Below are 17684 nucleotides of genomic sequence, written 5' to 3' on the forward strand. Positions count from 1 at the left end.
TAAACCAGACGCTCACACATCCGCTATCGGGCAGTTCCCGTTCCGGCACATGCCAACCTCTCCGGGATGGGCGAGTGGTTGGACACACGCACGCCGATCGGACCATGACTGCTCACACGAGCGGATCAGCAGCGGGCTGCACCTCGGGCGAGAACACCCCCGTTCCCGTCAGCCTCCGGATGCCACCGCGAGCACGGCCTCTCGCAGACGGTCATCGTCTGGAGACAGCCCGTTGATGACCTCACCGAGGCTGACGTCTGTCTGCACGATCCGCTTGAGACCCTGCTGGCCCGTAGCTTTAAGCGTCACGAACACTCGCGAGTAGTCAGGGTCGGACACCAACTCCGGCGCGCGCTCGTTCTCCACGACGGCTGTGGGCCCGAACACGAGGAGGATCGTCGGCTGCGCATCAGCGCGGTACAGAGCGACGCACCACTCCCATTTTCCGGCCAGCCTCGCCTCAACCTTCGTCACCCGCCCGCTGCCGACCGTCTCGTTCACCTGATCCTTCAGCGTCGTCTGTGCAAAGCTGCGCAGCCCGGCCTTGACCGAGGCAAGGGTCTTGCGGCTGTCCTCCAGCTGTCGCCGCGCGTGCTCGGCGACGAGGTCGGCGAACTCCTGGGTCGCACGATCCTGCGACCGGTACCCGTAACGTGCAGACTCCCCGGTCTCGCACATGGCCTGGATGAAGGAGATCTGGTCGTCGAGGTTCACTGCGGCCGGGCCTTCCACGAAGTGGTCAATCATCTGTTGGATGAAGAAGAGCTGCTCACGATGCCGCCGACACCACGACCGATCGCGATCGACGTGCGCTCGAAGATCCCCCAGAACCTCGGCGTAGGTGACGACCACAGCCTGTTCCCATCCATCTTGCTGGCGGTGGGCCGCCCGTCGGTGGCAGAGCAGAACGACTGCGGCCGCTCTCCCGGGCCCAACAGCGTGGTCGTGATACCGACGGTAGTCGTGACCGTGTCCATCGGAGGTCCCGTAGTTCTCGACGACGACGGCGGCGTCTTGTCGCGAGAGGACGATGTCGGCGATGTCCATGCCGACCTGGCCGCCAGCGGCTTCCTCGTCCCCCCTGGTGTCGACTTCCTGGACCACGCGGTAGCCGGTGGAAGGCAGGTGCTGCTTGTCGATCGGCAGCTCAGCGTTGATCCGCTCGAGGAAGATGCGCTGGAAGGCATCGCCGAGTGCGTGAGTCGCATCGGCGGTTAGCAGCCAGGCGAAGACGTTGGAGAGTTGCTTCTCGTGGGTGCCGTGGTGCATCACCCGGAAGACGTTGAACTCCTCGGCCAGGCTGCGCGAGAGCGTGGGCACAAGTGCGGTGACGAAGCCGCTCATGTCCGTCGGTCGGGGGGTCATGGCGTGACGCTACATGAACGGTGGCCAGATGGAGCGGCCGACGCGGAGAGCGCTAGGTCCGGCCGCTTCCACGTAAATGCTGTCTCAGCGCAGGAACCCCCACTGCAATGGCAGGGGCCGGCATCTGGAAGGCGTGGATCCGCCCAGCAGGGAGGACCGGAGAACGCTGGTCTCTGCGATGGTGCCGTGTCATGGCCGGGCGCCGGAGGGGCGGTGTCAGAATGTGCCGTGACCAAGAAGAGTCAGTCCCGGAAGAAGTTGCTCGCGATTCTGCGCGAGTCCCTTGCCACGGCCACCCCGGTGCGGATCCAGCGGGCGGTGGAGTCCGAGGAGGTGCTGCAGGGGGTGGTCCTGGAGCTCTCGGAAGAGTGGGTGCTGCTGGCTGATATCCGCGACGGGGCCTACCTCGACGGCTACCGGGTGCTCCGCCTGACAGACCTCGTGCAGGTGGAACCGGAGACCACCTTCCTGTCCTTCTTGCACCAGCACAATGCCTGGCCCCCGGCTCGTCCCTCCACCGGATTCGCGCTTTCGGATCCGCGCACGATCATCACCGGCGCTGTGTCTGCGACCGGGGTGGTGTGCGTGTATCGGGAGGCGAAACGGCCCGGGAAACTGTTGATCGGCGTGCCGGTCGAGTGGAGGAAGAAGAGCCTGTGGCTGCTGCCCGTCACGCCCCAGTGCCATTGGGAGCAGCGCATGGACAAGGTCCGGCTCAAGGACGTCACCCAGGTCAGCTTCGGCGGAGACTACGAAACAGCCGTGCTGGAAGTCGCCGGCCCCATGCCGCCTCGGACCCATCCAGTGCCGGACCCGGCGTAAGCCCACCCCGGCAGGGCCAAAGCAGACACCAACCTTAGCTGCATCACCGTTCCCGCGGGCAATGTCTGTTAGCCGGCCATATGCATAGGCAGCAGGGATGAGGTCTCCTTGCGTTCGCTGTCTGTGGATGAGCCAGGGAATGTTCGGACCGTCTTGTGACGTGCGGTCGGACCCGTGGTCGCGGTCGGCTTGTCACGGCTCCCCGGCCGCGACCGGGAAGCGTTGCTGATAGGACCCCACCCCTCACGCCGAGGCCATGACTTCTTGACCACCACCGCTCAACGGTCCGTGGACTGCCCACTCCTGCAGGACCCATCCATGCCGTGGGCCCCGGAACCGAATGGATCCATGCCGAGAAACTAGGGAACAGACCAGACCGGCGCACTAGGGTCACCATATGCGCGCCGTGGAGCGGATCAGTCACCTCGCCGCACCCGCATCCGTGGTATGGGAGTGGGTCGTCACCGCCGAGGGCATCAACGACGAGATGCGTCCGTGGCTGACCATGTCACTACCGCCGAGCTTGTCAGCAGGGTCCCTGGACCACGCTTCTCTCGGGGTGCCGCTGGGACGGGCCTGGTTGCGTGCATTCGGGGTGGTGCCCTTCGAGTGGGATGACCTCATGCTGGCCGAGCTGGAACCCGGGCGCCGCTTTCACGAGATTTCCTCGATGAGGATTGCACGCCGGTGGGAACACGAACGCACCCTCACCCCGACCGGGGCGCAGAGCACCCAGATCCATGACCGGGTGGTCTTTGAAGCACGCCTGGGCGGACAAGGGGCTGAAGCGCTGATGCACGTGTTGGTCAGTGCGGTCTTCACCCACCGCCACCGCCGGCTACGGCGCCGCTTCGGCGCCACCCGGCTCTGACCGAAGGGGCCACTCCAGGACGGGGCCATCGCGTGGTCCTGCATGGTCAGTGACACAGAGTCGGCCTCGCACACCTCAGCTGGAGGGCTCCCCGACAGCCACCGGTGACACAGGCACCGGCGCCCACGCGTATGCACCGCGTGGGCGGGCGAGGCCTTCCGTGGCGGTGATGGCGGTGAACACGGCATCGGCGAGGACCCGCTCGTGCAGAGCACCTCTAGGGGCCCCCGGTGTATCAGCCCGACCACGGCCCTGCGTGCCGCCGCCAGCAGCTGCGGGTCCGAAAGCAACCACCCTCTCGTCTCCCGCCGCGCGCCCCTGTCCAGCCGGCTCCTCGACCAGGCCGTCAGCACCACCCCCGTCCCACGGTGCGACTTCATTGCTACTGACACTTCACGGTGAGGGTCAACTGTGGTCGGATGGATGGTGTGCACGCGCCACTCGTGACAGCCGCAGACGTCGAGCGGGCACTGCTGGATGCCGCCGATCCGGCGGAGATCGAGAAGATCCGCAAGCGAGTACGCCAGGACGAACCCGTGTTCGGGGTACGGATGGGCGCGCTGTTCGAGATTGCCAGGACGGCCACCGATGTTGCACCGGGCGAGCTCGACTCCTTGTTCGAGCATGCCGCCTACGAACCCCGCATGACCGCGTTCTGCATTCTCGACTTCCGCGCACGCCGCAGACTCTCGGACGAGGAACGCGCGGTGTACGCCAGCACCTATCTGGGCCGGCACGACGCGATCACCGCGTGGGACATGGTCGATCGGGCCGCGCCGCGCGTGCTGGGGTGGCCACTGATGATCGGCGTGCTCGGCGACCCACGGCTGCTCCTGGAAGATCTGGTCCGATCAACCGATCCGCTGCGCCGGCGGTCGGCGATCACGGCACCGTTGTGGTTCATCAAGCAGGGCTCCGCGGCTGATATCGAGCTGGGGACACACATCGCCGCGATGCTGGACGAGGACCTCGACCCCCTGGTTCGCTCGGCGGTCAGGACGTATCGCAAGCACACGGTCTCATCCGCCCGGTGAATGCAAGGCCCGACGGCGGCAGCGCGGGATCGACGACGACACCCTCGCGCAGACCGCGGAGCCCATTGCTCCTCACCAGATGTCCCGGACTGCCCTGTGATGTGCTCACCGTTGATGCTCCGGACTCTGTTGGGTCCCACAGCCATGCCAAGGACCCCGCCGCCCATGCACGCGGAGCATTCGATGTCGGATGGATCTCATGCACCTCCGTGCCTGCCGGGATGCCAAGAGGTCCCCGGCAGGTGAGCAGGCGGTCGCAGGATCATCGAGACCGGTGGCCTGAAGTGGCCACCTGCAGCAGGCAGGCCGCCAGGAAGACCACCCCGAACACCACCCGCCCGCCAGGGGGAAGGAAGAAGTGCGGCAGGATCCCCGCCACGGCAACGACCAGCACCCAGTGGCGCCAGCCCGTCCCCCGCACCCCACCACGGGCGCTCGACAGGGCCACACCAAGAGTGACCAGCAACAGCCCGGCACCGAAGACAGTCAGGGCCATGTTGTTAAGGCGCAGGGCATCGGCGGTGGCCAGCACGGTGGCCGGGTCCTGTCCGGCAGCCACCACAGCCAGCCCGTGCAGGGCGAAAGCCTCCATGCCGTAGTAAAGGACGACCCCGAACGCCCCGATCCCGGTGAGCACCGCACTCATCATCGCGCCACGGCTCCCCGGCCGAGCGCGCCAGAGGACCACCGTGCGCAGGACCAGGAAGACGAACACCCCCGCGCCGGCCAGATGAGCGATCGGCCACCAAATCGAGGCGAAGGCCCTCACGGCCTCCAAAGGATCCCCACTCTGATCCCCCCAGGGCCGCACACACAAGAACACGACCATGGCCACCCCGGCACACACAGTCCAGAAACCTGGGCTGGCCGGCACTCGGGATCGCCCAGCCCCGGTCGGGTACGCCAATTGCGCAGTAGCAGCCATGAGAGCCTCCACGAATCGCCACGAACAAAGAGAGAGCACCGCTCTCGTTTTGAGTGTGACGCAGCTGGGTCGGGAATACAAGAGCAGCGCTCTTGTTTTATGCTCGGAGACATGACCCACCAGGAGGGAGTCCGGGCGCGTCGACGCCGGGAGATCGAGAAAGCCGTCGTCACCACCGGGCGCCGGATGCTCGGCCAGTTCGGGCCCGGGGGGCTGTCGATGCGGGCCGTGGCCCGGGAGCTGGGCATGGCCTCCTCGGCGATCCACCGCTACTACCCCACCCGCGAGGACCTGCTGACCGCCTTGCTGCTGACCGACTACCAGGAGCTGGCCGCCGCCCTGGGTGCAGTCGATCCCGGAACCGGTACGGGATGGGAGCGACTCACGGAACTGCTCAGCGGGCTGCGCGGCTGGGCTCTCACTCATCCGCATGACTGGGCGCTGCTCTACGGCACTCCGGTCACCGGCTACGTGGCCCCGGCCGAGACGATCACCGCCGCCGAGCAGGTGTACACGCCCTTTCTGAACATCGCCGTCGACGCGCTGGCCGAGGGGGCCCGGCCGGTGCTGGCCCTGCCGGTGACCGACCCCGATCTGGCCCGCCTGCATCCGGAGAATCCTGCTGCGGCCGCGGTCGCGCTGCTGTGGTGCGACCTCGCTGTCGGGTCCACCTCCCTAGAAGTCTTCGGCCACTACCGCCACGTCGTGGACCCCGCTGTCTGGGTCGCCACCACCGCGGCCGCCTGCGCCGCCCTGGCCGGCGTCCCCACCCCGCCGACCACCACACGCCATCCATAACCGCACCCCACCGTCACCCCGGAGGCGGCACTCCACCGCCACGCCCCAAAAAGGCAACGACGGCGGGGCCAGCCGGCCAGCGATCTTGGCGCCTGCCTCCACCGGAAGCCCCTACTGCAACGCCCTGCTCGTGGAAAGCATCAATGCTGGTGCCACACCCTCAGAATTATCCCGGATGATCGGAGAAGTGGCCGGTAACTGGCCCCACGTAGAGCAGAGGGGACGCGGTGGCACGGGCTCGTTCTGCTCCTGGACGCGTGCGAAATGAATTCCCATCTCATGGCGCCCCCGGCCGCCGGGCCCATGCGCACCCTCGGGACCGGTGACCAGTTCGTCAGCCGTCGCTCATCCAGCGCGTAACCCGCCCAACAGCACGCACAGAGCCTCCTCGGCCTGCGCAAGGGCATCGTCCTCGTCCGTGTGCGCCACCCACAGCGCGGCCTCGTTCATCGCACCCGACAGCATCGGAGCGGCCGCGAAGGAGATCCCCGTACGGATCAGCCCTGCGCGTGCGAGGTGGTCCAACCCCTCGGCCAGCAGACGACCCGAGTGCGCTACGTCAAACCGCCGCCACTGCTCCCACCCCAACACCGCGGGGGCATCAATCAGCATGATGCGCCGGTTCGCCTCGTCCAGGGCTGCGCGCAGGAACTCCCGGCAACCAACCTCCAGCTGTGACCAGTCATCCTGCTCCGCGGCCACCGCGGCACCCACCCGGGCCCCGACATCCCGATGCGCCGCGGCCAGCACAGCGGTGAACAACCCGGCCTTGCTACCGAAGTGGTGGTAGACCGCCCCGCGCGTGAGCGCCGCTTCGACCGCCACCGCCTCCAGGCTCACACCGGAGTAACCGTGCCGGGCGAACAGCGTCCGCGCTGCCTCGGTGATCCGGGCAGCGGTGGCTTCGCTCTCCTGTTTGGTACGCCGTGGCATGCCCCCCCTAGTTACATACGGCCTGTATGTATAAGCTTAGTGTCACGCGCGACCGAGGAGGACCCCCGTGTGGACCAGCTTCTACCCCGTGCTGATGGTCGACGAGCCGGTCAGGGCCGCGGATTTCTACCGCCGGCACTTCGGCTTCGAGACGACCTTCGAAGCCGACTGGTACGTGAGTCTGCGCCGAGGAGACCACGAACTGGCCCTACTCGATCCGGGCCACGGCACCGTTCCGCCCGGGTACGGGACACTCTCAGCGGGGGTGCTGCTCAACGTCGAGGTCGACGACGTCGACGACGAGTACCGGCGCCTCGTGGTCGAGGCCGGCCTGCCCCCGGTCCTTGATATCCGGTCCGAGGCCTTCGGGCAGCGGCACTTCATCCTCGCCGGCCCCGGTCGAGTGCTCATCGACGTCATCAGCCCGATCGAGCCGGATGAGAGCCACGCCGAGCAGTACCGGTAAGACGCTCCGCACCTCCACCGTCCGCCTCCGCCATGTCACCTGTCCGGTGCCGGCTCACCATGCGGTCATGAGGCGACTGAGCCACTTCCTCACATCCGAGGACCCCATGGCGCAGCGACCGATAGCCGGCGGCCATATGTAAAGCGGAGAGCGTCGAGCTTCTCTTGTACCCGTTGTCCACGAACCCGAGGCAGTTCCGCTCACCGAGTTGCGCACTATCGCTGAACGCGCCAACGCGCTACTGGCCCAGCACTGCACAGCACTGCGCCACGCCACCTTCTCACTCTCACGAGAACGCCGTCGAGGAACGGGCGCGCGCCGTGGTGCCGGAGGTGCTCGAGGTAGTCGTCCATGTGAGGGAGAACACCGCCTGAACTGGCCGATGGTCTACCGGGCCCGGCCCGGACCGTTTCTAGGCTGAGTGGATGGCCACACCCGTCACCGGCTACCTGTCCCGAGTCTCGGGGCCCCGCCGGAGCCCCCGCTACGACTACCACCTGGCCTGCCTGCTGATCCTCGTCGCAGGCATGCTCAACTCCGCCGGGTTCGTGGCCGTAGCTCTCTACACCTCCCACATGACCGGTCTGACCGCGACCATGGCCGACCACCTGGTGGACCGCGACGTCGAACTGCTGTCCCTCGGCGCGGTGGGCCTGGGCGCGTTCGTGTTCGGCGGCATCTGGTGCTCCCTGCTCTACAACTGGGGGCGGCGCCGGGGGCTCGGCAGCCGGTTCGCGAACGTCCTCGCCTTCGAGGGCGCCCTGATTCTGGTGTTCAGCCTGACCGCCGAGGCCGTCGAGGGCGAGCACCATGACCTGGTGCACGTCGGCGTCCTGTGCTTCACCATGGGGATGCAGAACGCGCTGATCACCAAAGTCTCCGACGTCCCCGTGCGCACCACCCACGTCACCGGGATGGTCACCGACATCGCCATCGAGCTCGGCAAGATGCTCTATCCCAACCGCACGGCCGGTCCCGAACCGGTCCGGGGAGACCGCAGGAAGCTGCGGGTGCTGACCTCCCTCGTGGGCCTGTTCTTCCTCGGCGGCGTGGCCGGGACCCTCGGCTACCTGGCCGTGGGATTCTCCTTCCTGGTGCCCGTCGCCCTGCTGCTGCTGGTCCTGGCCTACCGTCCGATGGCCCGGGACCTCTCCCGCCGGCGGCCACCCGCCCGCGTGTTCTTGTGACACGGCGGAACGGTTGGCCCCGAGCACTCCTGTGCTCGGTGCTCGGTCTGGGTCCCCCGGACCTGACCCGGAAGGGGAAGCAGGTGGGCATCCTCCGGACCTCACCACGCTCTACGTGCGCGACCAGGGGCTGTCATGCCCGTTTAACCCGACCCGGGAAGGGCCCACTCAGCTTCACCGCAACACAGTCCGCCTCTAACCGGCCATATGTAAAGCCAGGGCCGAGCTGCTTTTGGCTCCGCTGACCACAGATCAGCCAGAAACTCTGTTCGGTCGGCCATAGGAGTGTGGTTGGACCCTCGGCTCCGGCGCACAGGACATCTACAAGGGAACGGCCGCCGCGCACCTTGGGCCGGTGAATCATCACGAGGTCGCTTCACGGGTGGGGTCATACGGCGGAGTCAGCCCACAGCAGAACGGGGCAAGTGGTCCGGACCGCAAGTCCTGGTCACCCACCCCGTTGCGATGTGGACCAGGGCACCGCCGCAGCACCCATGTCGTAGGGCGGCGGTGCCCTGGGGTCTAGAGGCGCTTGACGCCGATGGTGTGGTCGGTGGTGAACTCGGCGATCGCCCAGTCGCCGTTGAACCGGCCCAGCCCGGAGTTGCCTTCCCCGCCGAAGGGCACGTGGGACTCGTCGTGGACGGGCATCTCGTTGATGTGGGTCATTCCGGCCTTGATTTCGAGGCTGAACTGCACCCCCCGGTCGAGGTTCTGGGTGAACACGGAGCTGGAGAGCCCGTAGACGCTGGCATTGGCCAGTTCCAGGGCGTGGGCCTCGTCGTCGGCCTTGAGGATCCCGACCAGGGGCCCGAAGATCTCCTCCCGGGCGATTTCCATCTCCGGGGTGACGTCGGCGAATACGTGCGGGGGCACGGTGCGGCCTTCGATTTGCCCCTCCAGGACGGTGCGCGCGCCTTCGGACTTCGCGGTGGCGATCTTCTCCTTCAGGCCCTCGAGCTGGCTGTCGTTGACCACCGGACCCACCAATGTGCTGTCCTTCGCTGGGTCCCCGACCGGGACGCCTGCGGCGGCGGCGGTGAAGCGCGCCACGAACTCGTCGTAGAGCGGGGCTTCGACGATGATGCGGTTCACGGCCATGCAGATCTGGCCCTGGTGGAGGAACTTGCCCAGCACTGCGGCCTCTACGGCGGCGTCGAGGTCCGCGTCGGCCAGCACGACCAACGGGGAGTTGCCGCCCAGTTCCAGGGCCACGTGCTTGAGGTGGGCCCCGCCGGTGGCCAGTTTCCCGACGTTCTGGCCGATGGGGGTGGAGCCGGTGAAAGAGATCAGTCCGGGCACCGGGTGGGTGACGAAGTCGTCGCCGATCTCGGAGCCGGCCCCGATCACCACAGAGAGCACCCCGGCGGGCAGTCCGGCCTCCTCGAAGACCCGCGCCAGGATCAGGCCGCCGGTGACAGGGGTGTCGCTGGCGGGCTTGAGGACCACGGCGTTGCCCAGGGCCAGGGCCGGGGCCACGGAGCGCTGGGAGAGGTGCAGCGGGAAGTTCCACGGGCTGATGACACCGACGACTCCGATGGGGCGGCGGTAGACGCGCAGTTCCTTGCCGACGGTGTTGGACTCCACGATCCGCCCGTGCACGCGGGTCGGGAAGGAGGAAGCCTCCAGGGTGATGCCGGCGGCCAAGGAGACCTCCACCTGAGCCTTGCCCACGGTGGAGCCGGACTCGGCCACCAGCCACGTCACGATTTCCTCCCGGCGCTCCTCCAGGATCCGGGCCGCGCGCATGATGACCTGGCGTCGGGCGGCCGGGGACTGGGCGGCCCAGTCCTTCTGGGCCGCCTCGGCGGTGCGGTAGGCCTCGTCGAGGTCGGCCACGGTGGCCTGGCGAATGCTGGTCAGTACTGTGTCGTCGTAGGGGTTGGTGACGGTCAGGGTCCGTTCCGAACGGCCCTCGCGCCAGGTCCCGCCGATGTGCTGCTGGTTCACGGGCTGGCCGGCGAAGGTGCCGGTGGTCTCCAGGGTGGTCGTGGTCATGGGTGTGCTCCTGTGTCGAATGGTTGAAGTCGCGTGGAACAGGGTGGGGCGCCCTCGGGTGCCCCTCCCGGATGGCCCGGTCAGAAGACGAGGACGGGCTTGATGACGTCGCCGCAGGCCGATGCCTCGAAGGCCTCGTTGATTTCGGCGAAGGGGAAGGTCTTGGTGAGCTTCTCGATCGGGAACTTGCCCTGCTGCCACAGTCGGATCAGCTGGGGGATGAAGACCTGGGGGACGGAGTCGCCCTCGATGATGGTGCGGAAGTGCCAGCCCTTCAGCAGGGAACCCCCGACCTCGAAGGAGACCTCGGTGCCGGGTGCGGGGGCCCCGACCAGGGCCACGGTCCCGCCGGTACCGAGGATCTCGGCGGCCTGGCGCAGCACCGCCGGGATGCCGGTGGTGTCCAGGGTGTAGTCCAGACCGCGGCCGGCGGTGATGCGCTCGATCTCGGCGGCCACGTCGGTGGTGCGGCTGTTGATCGTGTGCGTGGCACCGAGCTCGGTGGCCGTGGTCAGTCGGGAGTCGATGATGTCGACGGCCACGATGGTGGTGGCCCCCACCGCCGCGGCCGCCATCAGCGCAGCACACCCCACCGCTCCAGTGCCGAACACGGCGATGCTGGAGCCCGGGCGCACATCCAGGGAGTTGATCACGGCCCCGGCCCCGGTCTGCAGCCCGCAGCCGAGCGGGCCCAGCAGCTCCAGGGGCAGGTCGTTGTCGACCTTCACCACGCTGCGCACAGCGACGTTGACGTGAGTGGCGAAGGAGGACTGGCCGAAGAAGTGCGAAGACACCGCCTCCCCGTTGGCCAGGGCCGTGGACCCGTCGGGGCGGGTACCTGCGAAGTTGCGGGCGAAGAAGTCCGCGCAGTAGGCCGGGCGCCCGGTCAAGCACTGGTCGCACACCCCGCAGGAATTGGCCGAGAGCACCACCGAGTCCCCCGGGGCCACGGAGGTCACCAACGAACCCACCGCCTCCACCACCCCGGCGCCCTCGTGGCCGAGCACGGCCGGCAGCGGGGTGGGATAGACCTGGTCGCGCACGATCGCATCGGTGTGGCAGACCCCGGTGGCCACCAGCTTCACCCGCACCTCGTCCGGGCGCGGCTCGTCGAGATCCAGCTCGACGAGCTCGAACGGGGTCTTCGGGGCGGTGGCAAGAGCTGCGGTGACCTGCATGATGGGTGACTCCTCAAGTAGTAATGACGGCAAGTAGAAGGCAACGAACGTCATGGACGCACAAGCTCGAGCGGACCAGATCCGCACCAGCCGGACCCATGCCACAGCCTTACCCCCGTGCACCCCCCGCCTCCGGACAGGCCCGGTTGGAGGCGGAAAAATCGGGCGACAAGTTCAACTCCTATACTGTGACCCGCAGCACAACAGGCAGGGTTGTCCGGCTGCGACAGCGCAGTTGTCGATCCGCGCCACCTGCGCCGGACACAAGGAGGTGCCCCGCTTGATGGTGAGTTTCGTAGACGATGCCTGGTATCACGACATGGAGTCGACCTTCGGGGGTCTCCAGGTCGTACCTTTGGCCACCTCACCTGGGCAGGCCACTGGAACGTACGCTTCCACGGATTTGGGCGGGGTGGGGATCTTTGGCATCTCGGGCACACCCCAGCAACTGGTCCGCTCGGCCCGTACCCTGCGCCGGTCTCCGACGGAGTCGCTCAAGGTGTGCGCGGTACGTCGCGGACGGTGCGTCATCGAGCAATCCGGACGCGAGGTGATGGTCACGCCCGGCGAATTCGGCCTCTACGACACCGGGCTGCCCTATCGGATCACCTGGCAAGGCACCTGGGAGTGCGACGTGATGACCGCATCTCCCACCGCCCTGGGCGTACCCGCTCAGGCCCTCCACGATGCCCGAACCCGAACGTGGTCCACCGCCACGGGTGCTGGGGCAATGCTGATTCAGTTCATGACCACCTGCGCCTCCCTGCCGGGGCCCACCACGGTGGCGCGGAACCATCTGGCCACCGCCGGGGCGTCCCTGCTCGCAGGGGCGATCCTTAATGACTTCGAGCCGGTGGCCGACGACGCCGAGGAACTGTTCCGGAACCAGGTCGAGTCCTACATCGATCGATGTCTGCACCAACCAGAACTGAGCCCGGCGAACATCGCGGCCGCTCATCACGTGTCGGTCCGCACACTCCAGCGGGTGTTCGCCGGTACCGGCAAGGGCCTCAGCGGGCTGATCCGGCAACGGCGCCTCGAGGCGGTCCGCCGGGACCTGGCCGACTACCGTCTCTCGCATCTCACCATCGCTGAAGTAGCGGCCCGGTGGTGCCTTCACGACGCCCAATGGCTCGCCAAGGCCTTCAAGGCACAGTTCGAGATCTCCCCCTCCGAGTTCCGCAAATCCACAGCCGCGGACCTCCGTCCCGCGCAGTCCTGAGTACCTACAGGGTGCGAAGAACGGATTTGAGGCAACTGCTGAACCCCAACCGCACCATCGCCCTCGCGGAAATGGCCGGTAGCCGGCCATATGTAAAGCAGGTGGGGCCGGCCTATTTTGCCCCGGCGTCCATCACCCGATCGGCCCGTTCGAAGGTTGGGTTTGCATCCCGGGCCTCCGAGCGAGGAACGCTTGGCAGGCCACCCCTAGTGCAATGCCAGGGCATGAAACGTGCATGCCGGGGTTTCACGCCCCTGGCGTCACAGTAAGGATGTCAACGTCGGCTGGGGCCGGTAGCGTTGAGGGGCAGGACTCTTTCCAATTCAGCGGTCATTCCAGGGAGTCGATTTCCCGCAGTCGACGCCCGAGGAAGAAGGAAATGACCACGCCGACAGCTGCCATGGTGGAGAGCATTGCCCAGGTCTGTGTCGAGTTACCGAGACTAAGGACCACTCCGGTGAGCACGGGACCGATGGTATTGCCGATGTAGGTGCCGGTCTGGACGATGCCGGTGGCCGCCGCGGTGGCCCCAGGTGCCATGTGCGAGACAAGGAAGTGCACCAGTCCTGGCCACCCCCATCCCAGGCCCGCCGCGAGTAGAAAACCCACCACGTAGCTCCAGGTTGCAGGGATCGCCATGAGAGCAAGCCCGACGACGCAGGCCACGATGGCCGCCTGGATCAGCGGAAAAGCCGACACGCCGCCTCGATCGACGACCCGGCCGATCACGATACGGGTCAACGCTCCTGAGGCGCTACCGATGGCGAGAAGCACACCTGCCGGGCCAACTGCGATCCCCCGCTCCAGCGCGCCGATCACGGCGAATGCAAGGGCGGAGTTGGCGGCACCAGCGGCGAACATCGTCATCGTGGCCATCAGCACCAACGCGCGGCGCACGTGGCGCTCCAGTCGCGCCGCCGACCGAGCCGCACCCTCGGCGGTGGGTGTTGCGCGCGTCAGGGCTGTGGGAATCAGCACGAGCACGCCAAGGACGGCCATCAGCACGAATGCCACGGGCCAGCCCAGGGTCAGCGCCACGAGTGGGATCGAGACGCCGGCGACCATTCCCGTCAGAGGGACCGCAGCCTGTTTCACCCCAAAAGCCAGACCGCGTGAGGAGGCTGGGATGTGTGTGACGAGCAGGTGGTTGGAAGAAGGATGCCCCAGACCGTTGCCTAGTCCTCCCAGGCTTGCCCACACGATCAGCCACGGCCACGACGGGATCCAGGACGCGCTACCCACCAGGCTCAGGACCGCGAGCAGCACGGCCGCGATACCCATGCCCTTCTCGCTGAGCCCACGACCGATCACACCGGCGCAGGCCGAGGTGAGGGCGGCCGCGGCCCAGTAGATCCCCACGGCCAGGCCGATCCCGTAGGCCGGGACGTGGATTGTTGCGGTGATCTCCGTGGCCAGCGCCCCGAGGAGAAACACCGGCATGTTCGTCAGAACGGTCACCAGCACGGCCACAGCCACAGCGGTGGATCCCCGACCCGGACGCCTCACGCGCTCCGACCTGTCACCAAGGCGTCCGATATCGCGCCTATCCCTAGCCCCCGGGGGCATGGCGGTGAAACGTTCATGGCTGGCTCTCCTGCCCTCTCGAGGCCTTCCCTCGCTATGGGGCAAGGCCTCTTTCATAAATGACACTGCCTGCCCCCTCGGCGTCCCTGGACCCTACCGAATCAGAGATGTCCAGATTTCTCCGCCTAGACCGCTCCCGGCACCAGGAGGCTATAACTGTGCAGCACGACGTCGTACTCGGGATGGTGCTGCGCGATCAGATCACCACCGGCGCCGTGTTCTCCCAGGACGACTACGACCCGCTCACCGGACCGTGGCGCCAACAGATCCGCGCGATCTTCCCCCACGACAAGGACCTGTTCCAGCTCGTCTCCTGGCCCCTCCCGGCAGGCCTCGCGGTGCGCCCAGACACGGGCGTACCACTCCGGTCTTCTCGTCCCGACCAGGAATAATGAACCCTGGGGCCTTTGAACCGCTCCCTCCAGAACCGCGCCGACTATCCCCGCGGGTCACGCCCTCCTCTTCCCCCCGGAGATCCCTCATGTCCGCTTCCCCCAGCCCGCACGCCCTTCTACTTCTCGCCGGCGGTGCCCGGTGACACCCGAGGCCCTGACCCCCATGTTGCTGGCCGTGGTCGGCGCCATCCTGGCAACCGCCGGACTGCTCGTCATCGCCAGCCACCGGCGTCGAGCCTTCACCGTCCTCGGCGTCCTGGCGCTGCTGACCGGTGTGGTGGCCATCTCGCCCACCACCGCATCCAACACCGCCAGCACCGCGATGACCGCCACCTCCGAGACGATCACCGGACTCGCCGACCGCGCCGGGCCCGACCCGGATGCCCGGGAGGTAGTCGCCGTGGAAACGCCGTCGGTCCCCTGAAAACCCTGCGGCGCGCTCCTTCCCGGGGCGCGCCGCACACATGGAGTGCACTGGAGCTGCTGATCGGCTCCCGACTCGAAACCCACCAGGAGCACTCCGTGACCATCGCACCGACCCGCACCCGCCCGCTCTACGGCCTCTCCCACCGCGCCCAGTCCCTGGGTGACGGCGAAGTCGAGGACCTCGTGGAGTCGCTATACACCTCCTCCGGCCTGGCCGAGTCCTGGGCCATGCCCTAACTGCAACGCTGGAGCGCTAGGTGGGATTACCGCAGGAACCGGTAGGCACGGATGTTGAGGAGGCGGGAGTTGGCTGCGTTGTCGGGTCACTGGCGTCCTACACCTTTCCAGCATCGCCTCAAACACCCGCTCGTTGGCGCGCAAGATCCCACGTCGGTGTCGGTCAGGACGGCAGGAATCTGCCCCGGTACAGCGTCGGTCCGAATCCCACCTCACCGTGGAGTCGTGCATCTGATGCAGGAAGTCCACGCTGACCAGCGCCGTCGCAACACTCCGGTAATCGATCCGACGTCCAGCACAGTCCGGCGAACCGGGGTGCGCCGCGGAACCGCAGCAGAATCAGCCGAACGGGAGCTCCACCAGGTGTGAGAACTCCCGTTGGTCAACGGCCTTTAACCGGGCCATATGTAAAGCGAAGGAATCAGTGCAGTTCTTGGCTTAACCACCCATGAGCTGGCCCTCTACTCGATCCTTCCTGGATCGAAGCAGGGGTTGCACGGTGGTTCAGACGCGCGAGAAGCACTTCCACCGAGGCGTGGAACAGCACACCCATGGTGTTCGGGTGCAGCGCACCGCGGTCGGTGTCCCCTGCTGGAACGGCCAGGCCCTGACGAGCTACTCGGCGAGGTGGTCCAGGATCGCCTCGGCGACCGCGGCCGGGGAGTCCTCGGTGGGGATGTGCTTGCCATCCACCTCCACCAGGTCCGCGCCTGGGATGTCCTCGACGTAGCGGCGGGCGTAGCCGATCTTCTGGAAGTCGTCGTCGCGGCCCCACACCAGCCGGGTCGGCAGTGCCGCCTCCTGCAGGGCGGGCACCAGCTCCATCGTGTACCGCGGGTCCGCCGCGGCGGCCAGCGCCGTCCAGGACCGGACCCGGGCCGGGTCCCGCCAGGGCGAGAGGTAGTCGTCCAGCTCCTCCTTCCCCAGCTGCCGCAGCACGCTCCTGCGGGTTGAGGTAGCGCGGGCCTCAAGCAGGTCCTCCACCGTGGTGTCCGCACGCAGCTGCGGGTCTCGGAAGCGTTCGACCGCCGGCACCGGCCAGGAGTCGAACATGACGGAGTTCATCAGCACCAGTCTGCGCACCCGTCCGCTGGTGGCGGCCACGTGCTGGGCGATCCCGCCGCCGATGTCGTGGCCGGCCAGGTCGAACTCCTCCAGGCCCAGGGCGTCGGCCGCGGCCAGCACCGTGTCGGCCAGGGCCGGGACGGTGGCGTGCTCGACGTCGAGCTCCCCGCCGCTGGCGCCGAAGCCAGGCAGGTCCAGGGCGATGCACCGGGCGGTGCCGCCCAGGGCGGGCAGGACCGGCTGCCACACCCGGCTCCAGAAGGTGCCGTGCAGCAGCAGCAGCAGGGGCCGGGTCTGCGGATCTCCGGCGACCAGGTAGGACAACTGAGTACCGTCCACCTCGACCTGTTCACGATGTACGGAGTGGCTCATGTGATGCTCTCCTGTTCCAGTCCGTCGGCCAGAGATCCGGCGCTGTCAGGACCATGAATCCTCATCCAATGATCGATCAGCAGGCTTTGCATTCTACGGGTACCGCACGTCAAGGAAAAAGCCGGCCCGCACCTGCCACAGGGAGATCGGGCTCGTATGGGCCACGGAGGAATACCAACTGCGACGTCGCTCTTCTGTGCAGTGTTCGGTAACAAGCCATATGTAATGTCGAACCCCTTGTGACTTCGAGCGTCGGGAGGGGGTCATCCAGCGATCAGGGCCCTGCGCGACGCTGTCCATAGCTCGAATTTTCAGGAGTGTTGCGGTCCTGACGAGGAACCACCCCGTCCAGAAGTGATCAGAGGCCCTGTGCGGGAGCGCGATGGGGCCCCGTCCCATGGGTTCCTGCCTGGTCTCTGAGGGCGTGCCGGGGGCAGACAACGCAAGTCATTCTCGTGGTGGAACATGCCAGCGGGTGGGGGAACCTGTGCCGGCCCGTACGTGATCATTTACGGTAACCCCATGGCGCGAGGTCGGAAATGCCAGTCCTCCTGGGGCCCCGGATTGCCTTTTCGTCCGGGGGCGCTCTGTCTTGACTTCGGCTACACCGGTGGCTTCGGCGCCGGGCTCCCGGGCGGGGAACGGTTGCGGGGGCCCGAGGACCTGACCCAGTGGTTGCGTCAACACATCCCACCCACTGTGGCTGCCGCCACCGAGCAGGACCTGGCACACGCCCTGGATTTGCGGGGTGGCATCGTCGAGGTCGCCCGCGCGCTGGCCCGTGGTCACGAGCTCCCCGAGGATGC

The 17684-nt window shown here is 67.3% G+C and carries 18 protein-coding genes; 11 read left to right on the plus strand and 7 right to left on the minus strand.

The features are described 5' to 3' along the window. Positions 1–168: 168 nt before the first annotated feature. Complete coding sequence (locus tag ACYVM4_RS03340) at positions 169–1365, minus strand: PD-(D/E)XK nuclease family protein (RefSeq protein WP_460667675.1); 1197 nt, start codon at positions 1363–1365, stop codon at positions 169–171. A gap of 228 nt (positions 1366–1593) precedes the next feature. Between ACYVM4_RS03340 and ACYVM4_RS03345 the strand changes: the two genes are divergently transcribed. The 3 genes from ACYVM4_RS03345 (at position 1594) to ACYVM4_RS03355 (ending at position 4092) form a co-directional block, all read left to right on the plus strand. Then, entirely contained in the window at positions 1594–2187 is a 594-nt protein-coding gene (locus tag ACYVM4_RS03345) for a hypothetical protein (protein WP_460667676.1), read from the plus strand. 397 nt (positions 2188–2584) lie between these two features. Further along, positions 2585–3058 (plus strand): hypothetical protein, encoded by a 474-nt coding sequence (locus ACYVM4_RS03350; protein WP_460667677.1) that lies wholly within the window; start codon positions 2585–2587, stop codon positions 3056–3058. Positions 3059–3501: 443 nt separating this feature from the next. After that, positions 3502–4092: a DNA alkylation repair protein gene (locus ACYVM4_RS03355; protein WP_460667678.1), complete on the plus strand. Its 591-nt coding sequence runs from the start codon at positions 3502–3504 to the stop codon at positions 4090–4092. 262 nt (positions 4093–4354) lie between these two features. Here the strand turns inward: ACYVM4_RS03355 and ACYVM4_RS03360 are convergent, their stop codons facing one another. Next, complete coding sequence (locus tag ACYVM4_RS03360; RefSeq protein WP_460667679.1) at positions 4355–4861, minus strand: hypothetical protein; 507 nt, start codon at positions 4859–4861, stop codon at positions 4355–4357. Positions 4862–5128: 267 nt separating this feature from the next. Here ACYVM4_RS03360 and ACYVM4_RS03365 point away from each other — a divergent pair, with 267 nt between their 5' ends. Further along, on the plus strand, positions 5129–5815 hold the full coding sequence (locus ACYVM4_RS03365) for a TetR/AcrR family transcriptional regulator (RefSeq protein ID WP_460667680.1): 687 nt from the start codon (positions 5129–5131) through the stop codon (positions 5813–5815). 345 nt (positions 5816–6160) lie between these two features. On the opposite strand, the gene ACYVM4_RS03370 is transcribed toward ACYVM4_RS03365, so the two are convergent. Beyond that, positions 6161–6748, minus strand: coding sequence for a TetR/AcrR family transcriptional regulator (locus ACYVM4_RS03370; RefSeq protein ID WP_460667681.1), 588 nt, complete (start codon positions 6746–6748; stop codon positions 6161–6163). Between the two features lie 67 nt (positions 6749–6815). Between ACYVM4_RS03370 and ACYVM4_RS03375 the strand changes: the two genes are divergently transcribed. Beyond that, complete coding sequence (locus ACYVM4_RS03375) at positions 6816–7214, plus strand: VOC family protein (protein WP_460667682.1); 399 nt, start codon at positions 6816–6818, stop codon at positions 7212–7214. A 425-nt stretch (positions 7215–7639) separates the two neighbouring features. Continuing rightward, the gene (locus ACYVM4_RS03380; RefSeq protein WP_460667683.1) at positions 7640–8401 is read left to right on the plus strand and encodes a YoaK family protein; all 762 of its coding nucleotides are present in this window, start codon (positions 7640–7642) and stop codon (positions 8399–8401) included. 522 nt (positions 8402–8923) lie between these two features. Here the strand turns inward: ACYVM4_RS03380 and ACYVM4_RS03385 are convergent. Both ACYVM4_RS03385 and ACYVM4_RS03390 read right to left on the minus strand, forming a co-directional pair. Beyond that, positions 8924–10399 carry an aldehyde dehydrogenase family protein gene (locus ACYVM4_RS03385; RefSeq protein WP_460667684.1) on the minus strand — a complete coding sequence of 492 codons (1476 nt, stop codon included), beginning with the start codon at positions 10397–10399 and terminating at the stop codon, positions 8924–8926. 80 nt (positions 10400–10479) lie between these two features. Further along, positions 10480–11631 carry an NAD(P)-dependent alcohol dehydrogenase gene (locus ACYVM4_RS03390; RefSeq protein WP_460667685.1) on the minus strand — a complete coding sequence of 384 codons (1152 nt, stop codon included), beginning with the start codon at positions 11629–11631 and terminating at the stop codon, positions 10480–10482. A gap of 229 nt (positions 11632–11860) precedes the next feature. Between ACYVM4_RS03390 and ACYVM4_RS03395 the strand changes: the two genes are divergently transcribed. Then, complete coding sequence (locus ACYVM4_RS03395) at positions 11861–12799, plus strand: AraC-like ligand-binding domain-containing protein (protein WP_460667686.1); 939 nt, start codon at positions 11861–11863, stop codon at positions 12797–12799. Positions 12800–13129: 330 nt separating this feature from the next. Here ACYVM4_RS03395 and ACYVM4_RS03400 read toward each other — a convergent pair whose 3' ends face one another. After that, on the minus strand, positions 13130–14269 hold the full coding sequence (locus ACYVM4_RS03400) for an MFS transporter (RefSeq protein ID WP_460667687.1): 1140 nt from the start codon (positions 14267–14269) through the stop codon (positions 13130–13132). Positions 14270–14541: 272 nt separating this feature from the next. Between ACYVM4_RS03400 and ACYVM4_RS03405 the strand changes: the two genes are divergently transcribed. The 3 genes from ACYVM4_RS03405 (at position 14542) to ACYVM4_RS03415 (ending at position 15441) form a co-directional block, all read left to right on the plus strand. Then, entirely contained in the window at positions 14542–14775 is a 234-nt protein-coding gene (locus ACYVM4_RS03405) for a hypothetical protein (RefSeq protein WP_368813065.1), read from the plus strand. 142 nt (positions 14776–14917) lie between these two features. After that, positions 14918–15202 (plus strand): hypothetical protein, encoded by a 285-nt coding sequence (locus tag ACYVM4_RS03410; protein WP_460667688.1) that lies wholly within the window; start codon positions 14918–14920, stop codon positions 15200–15202. A gap of 98 nt (positions 15203–15300) precedes the next feature. Then, entirely contained in the window at positions 15301–15441 is a 141-nt protein-coding gene (locus ACYVM4_RS03415; protein ID WP_460667689.1) for a hypothetical protein, read from the plus strand. Between the two features lie 615 nt (positions 15442–16056). Here the strand turns inward: ACYVM4_RS03415 and ACYVM4_RS03420 are convergent. Next, positions 16057–16878: an alpha/beta fold hydrolase gene (locus ACYVM4_RS03420; RefSeq protein ID WP_460667690.1), complete on the minus strand. Its 822-nt coding sequence runs from the start codon at positions 16876–16878 to the stop codon at positions 16057–16059. 522 nt (positions 16879–17400) lie between these two features. On the opposite strand from ACYVM4_RS03420, the gene ACYVM4_RS03425 reads away from it, so the two are divergent. Then, a partial coding sequence (locus ACYVM4_RS03425) for an ABATE domain-containing protein (RefSeq protein WP_460667694.1) occupies positions 17401–17684 on the plus strand: 284 nt, incomplete at its 3' end.

The organism is Kocuria himachalensis (assembly GCF_054784195.1).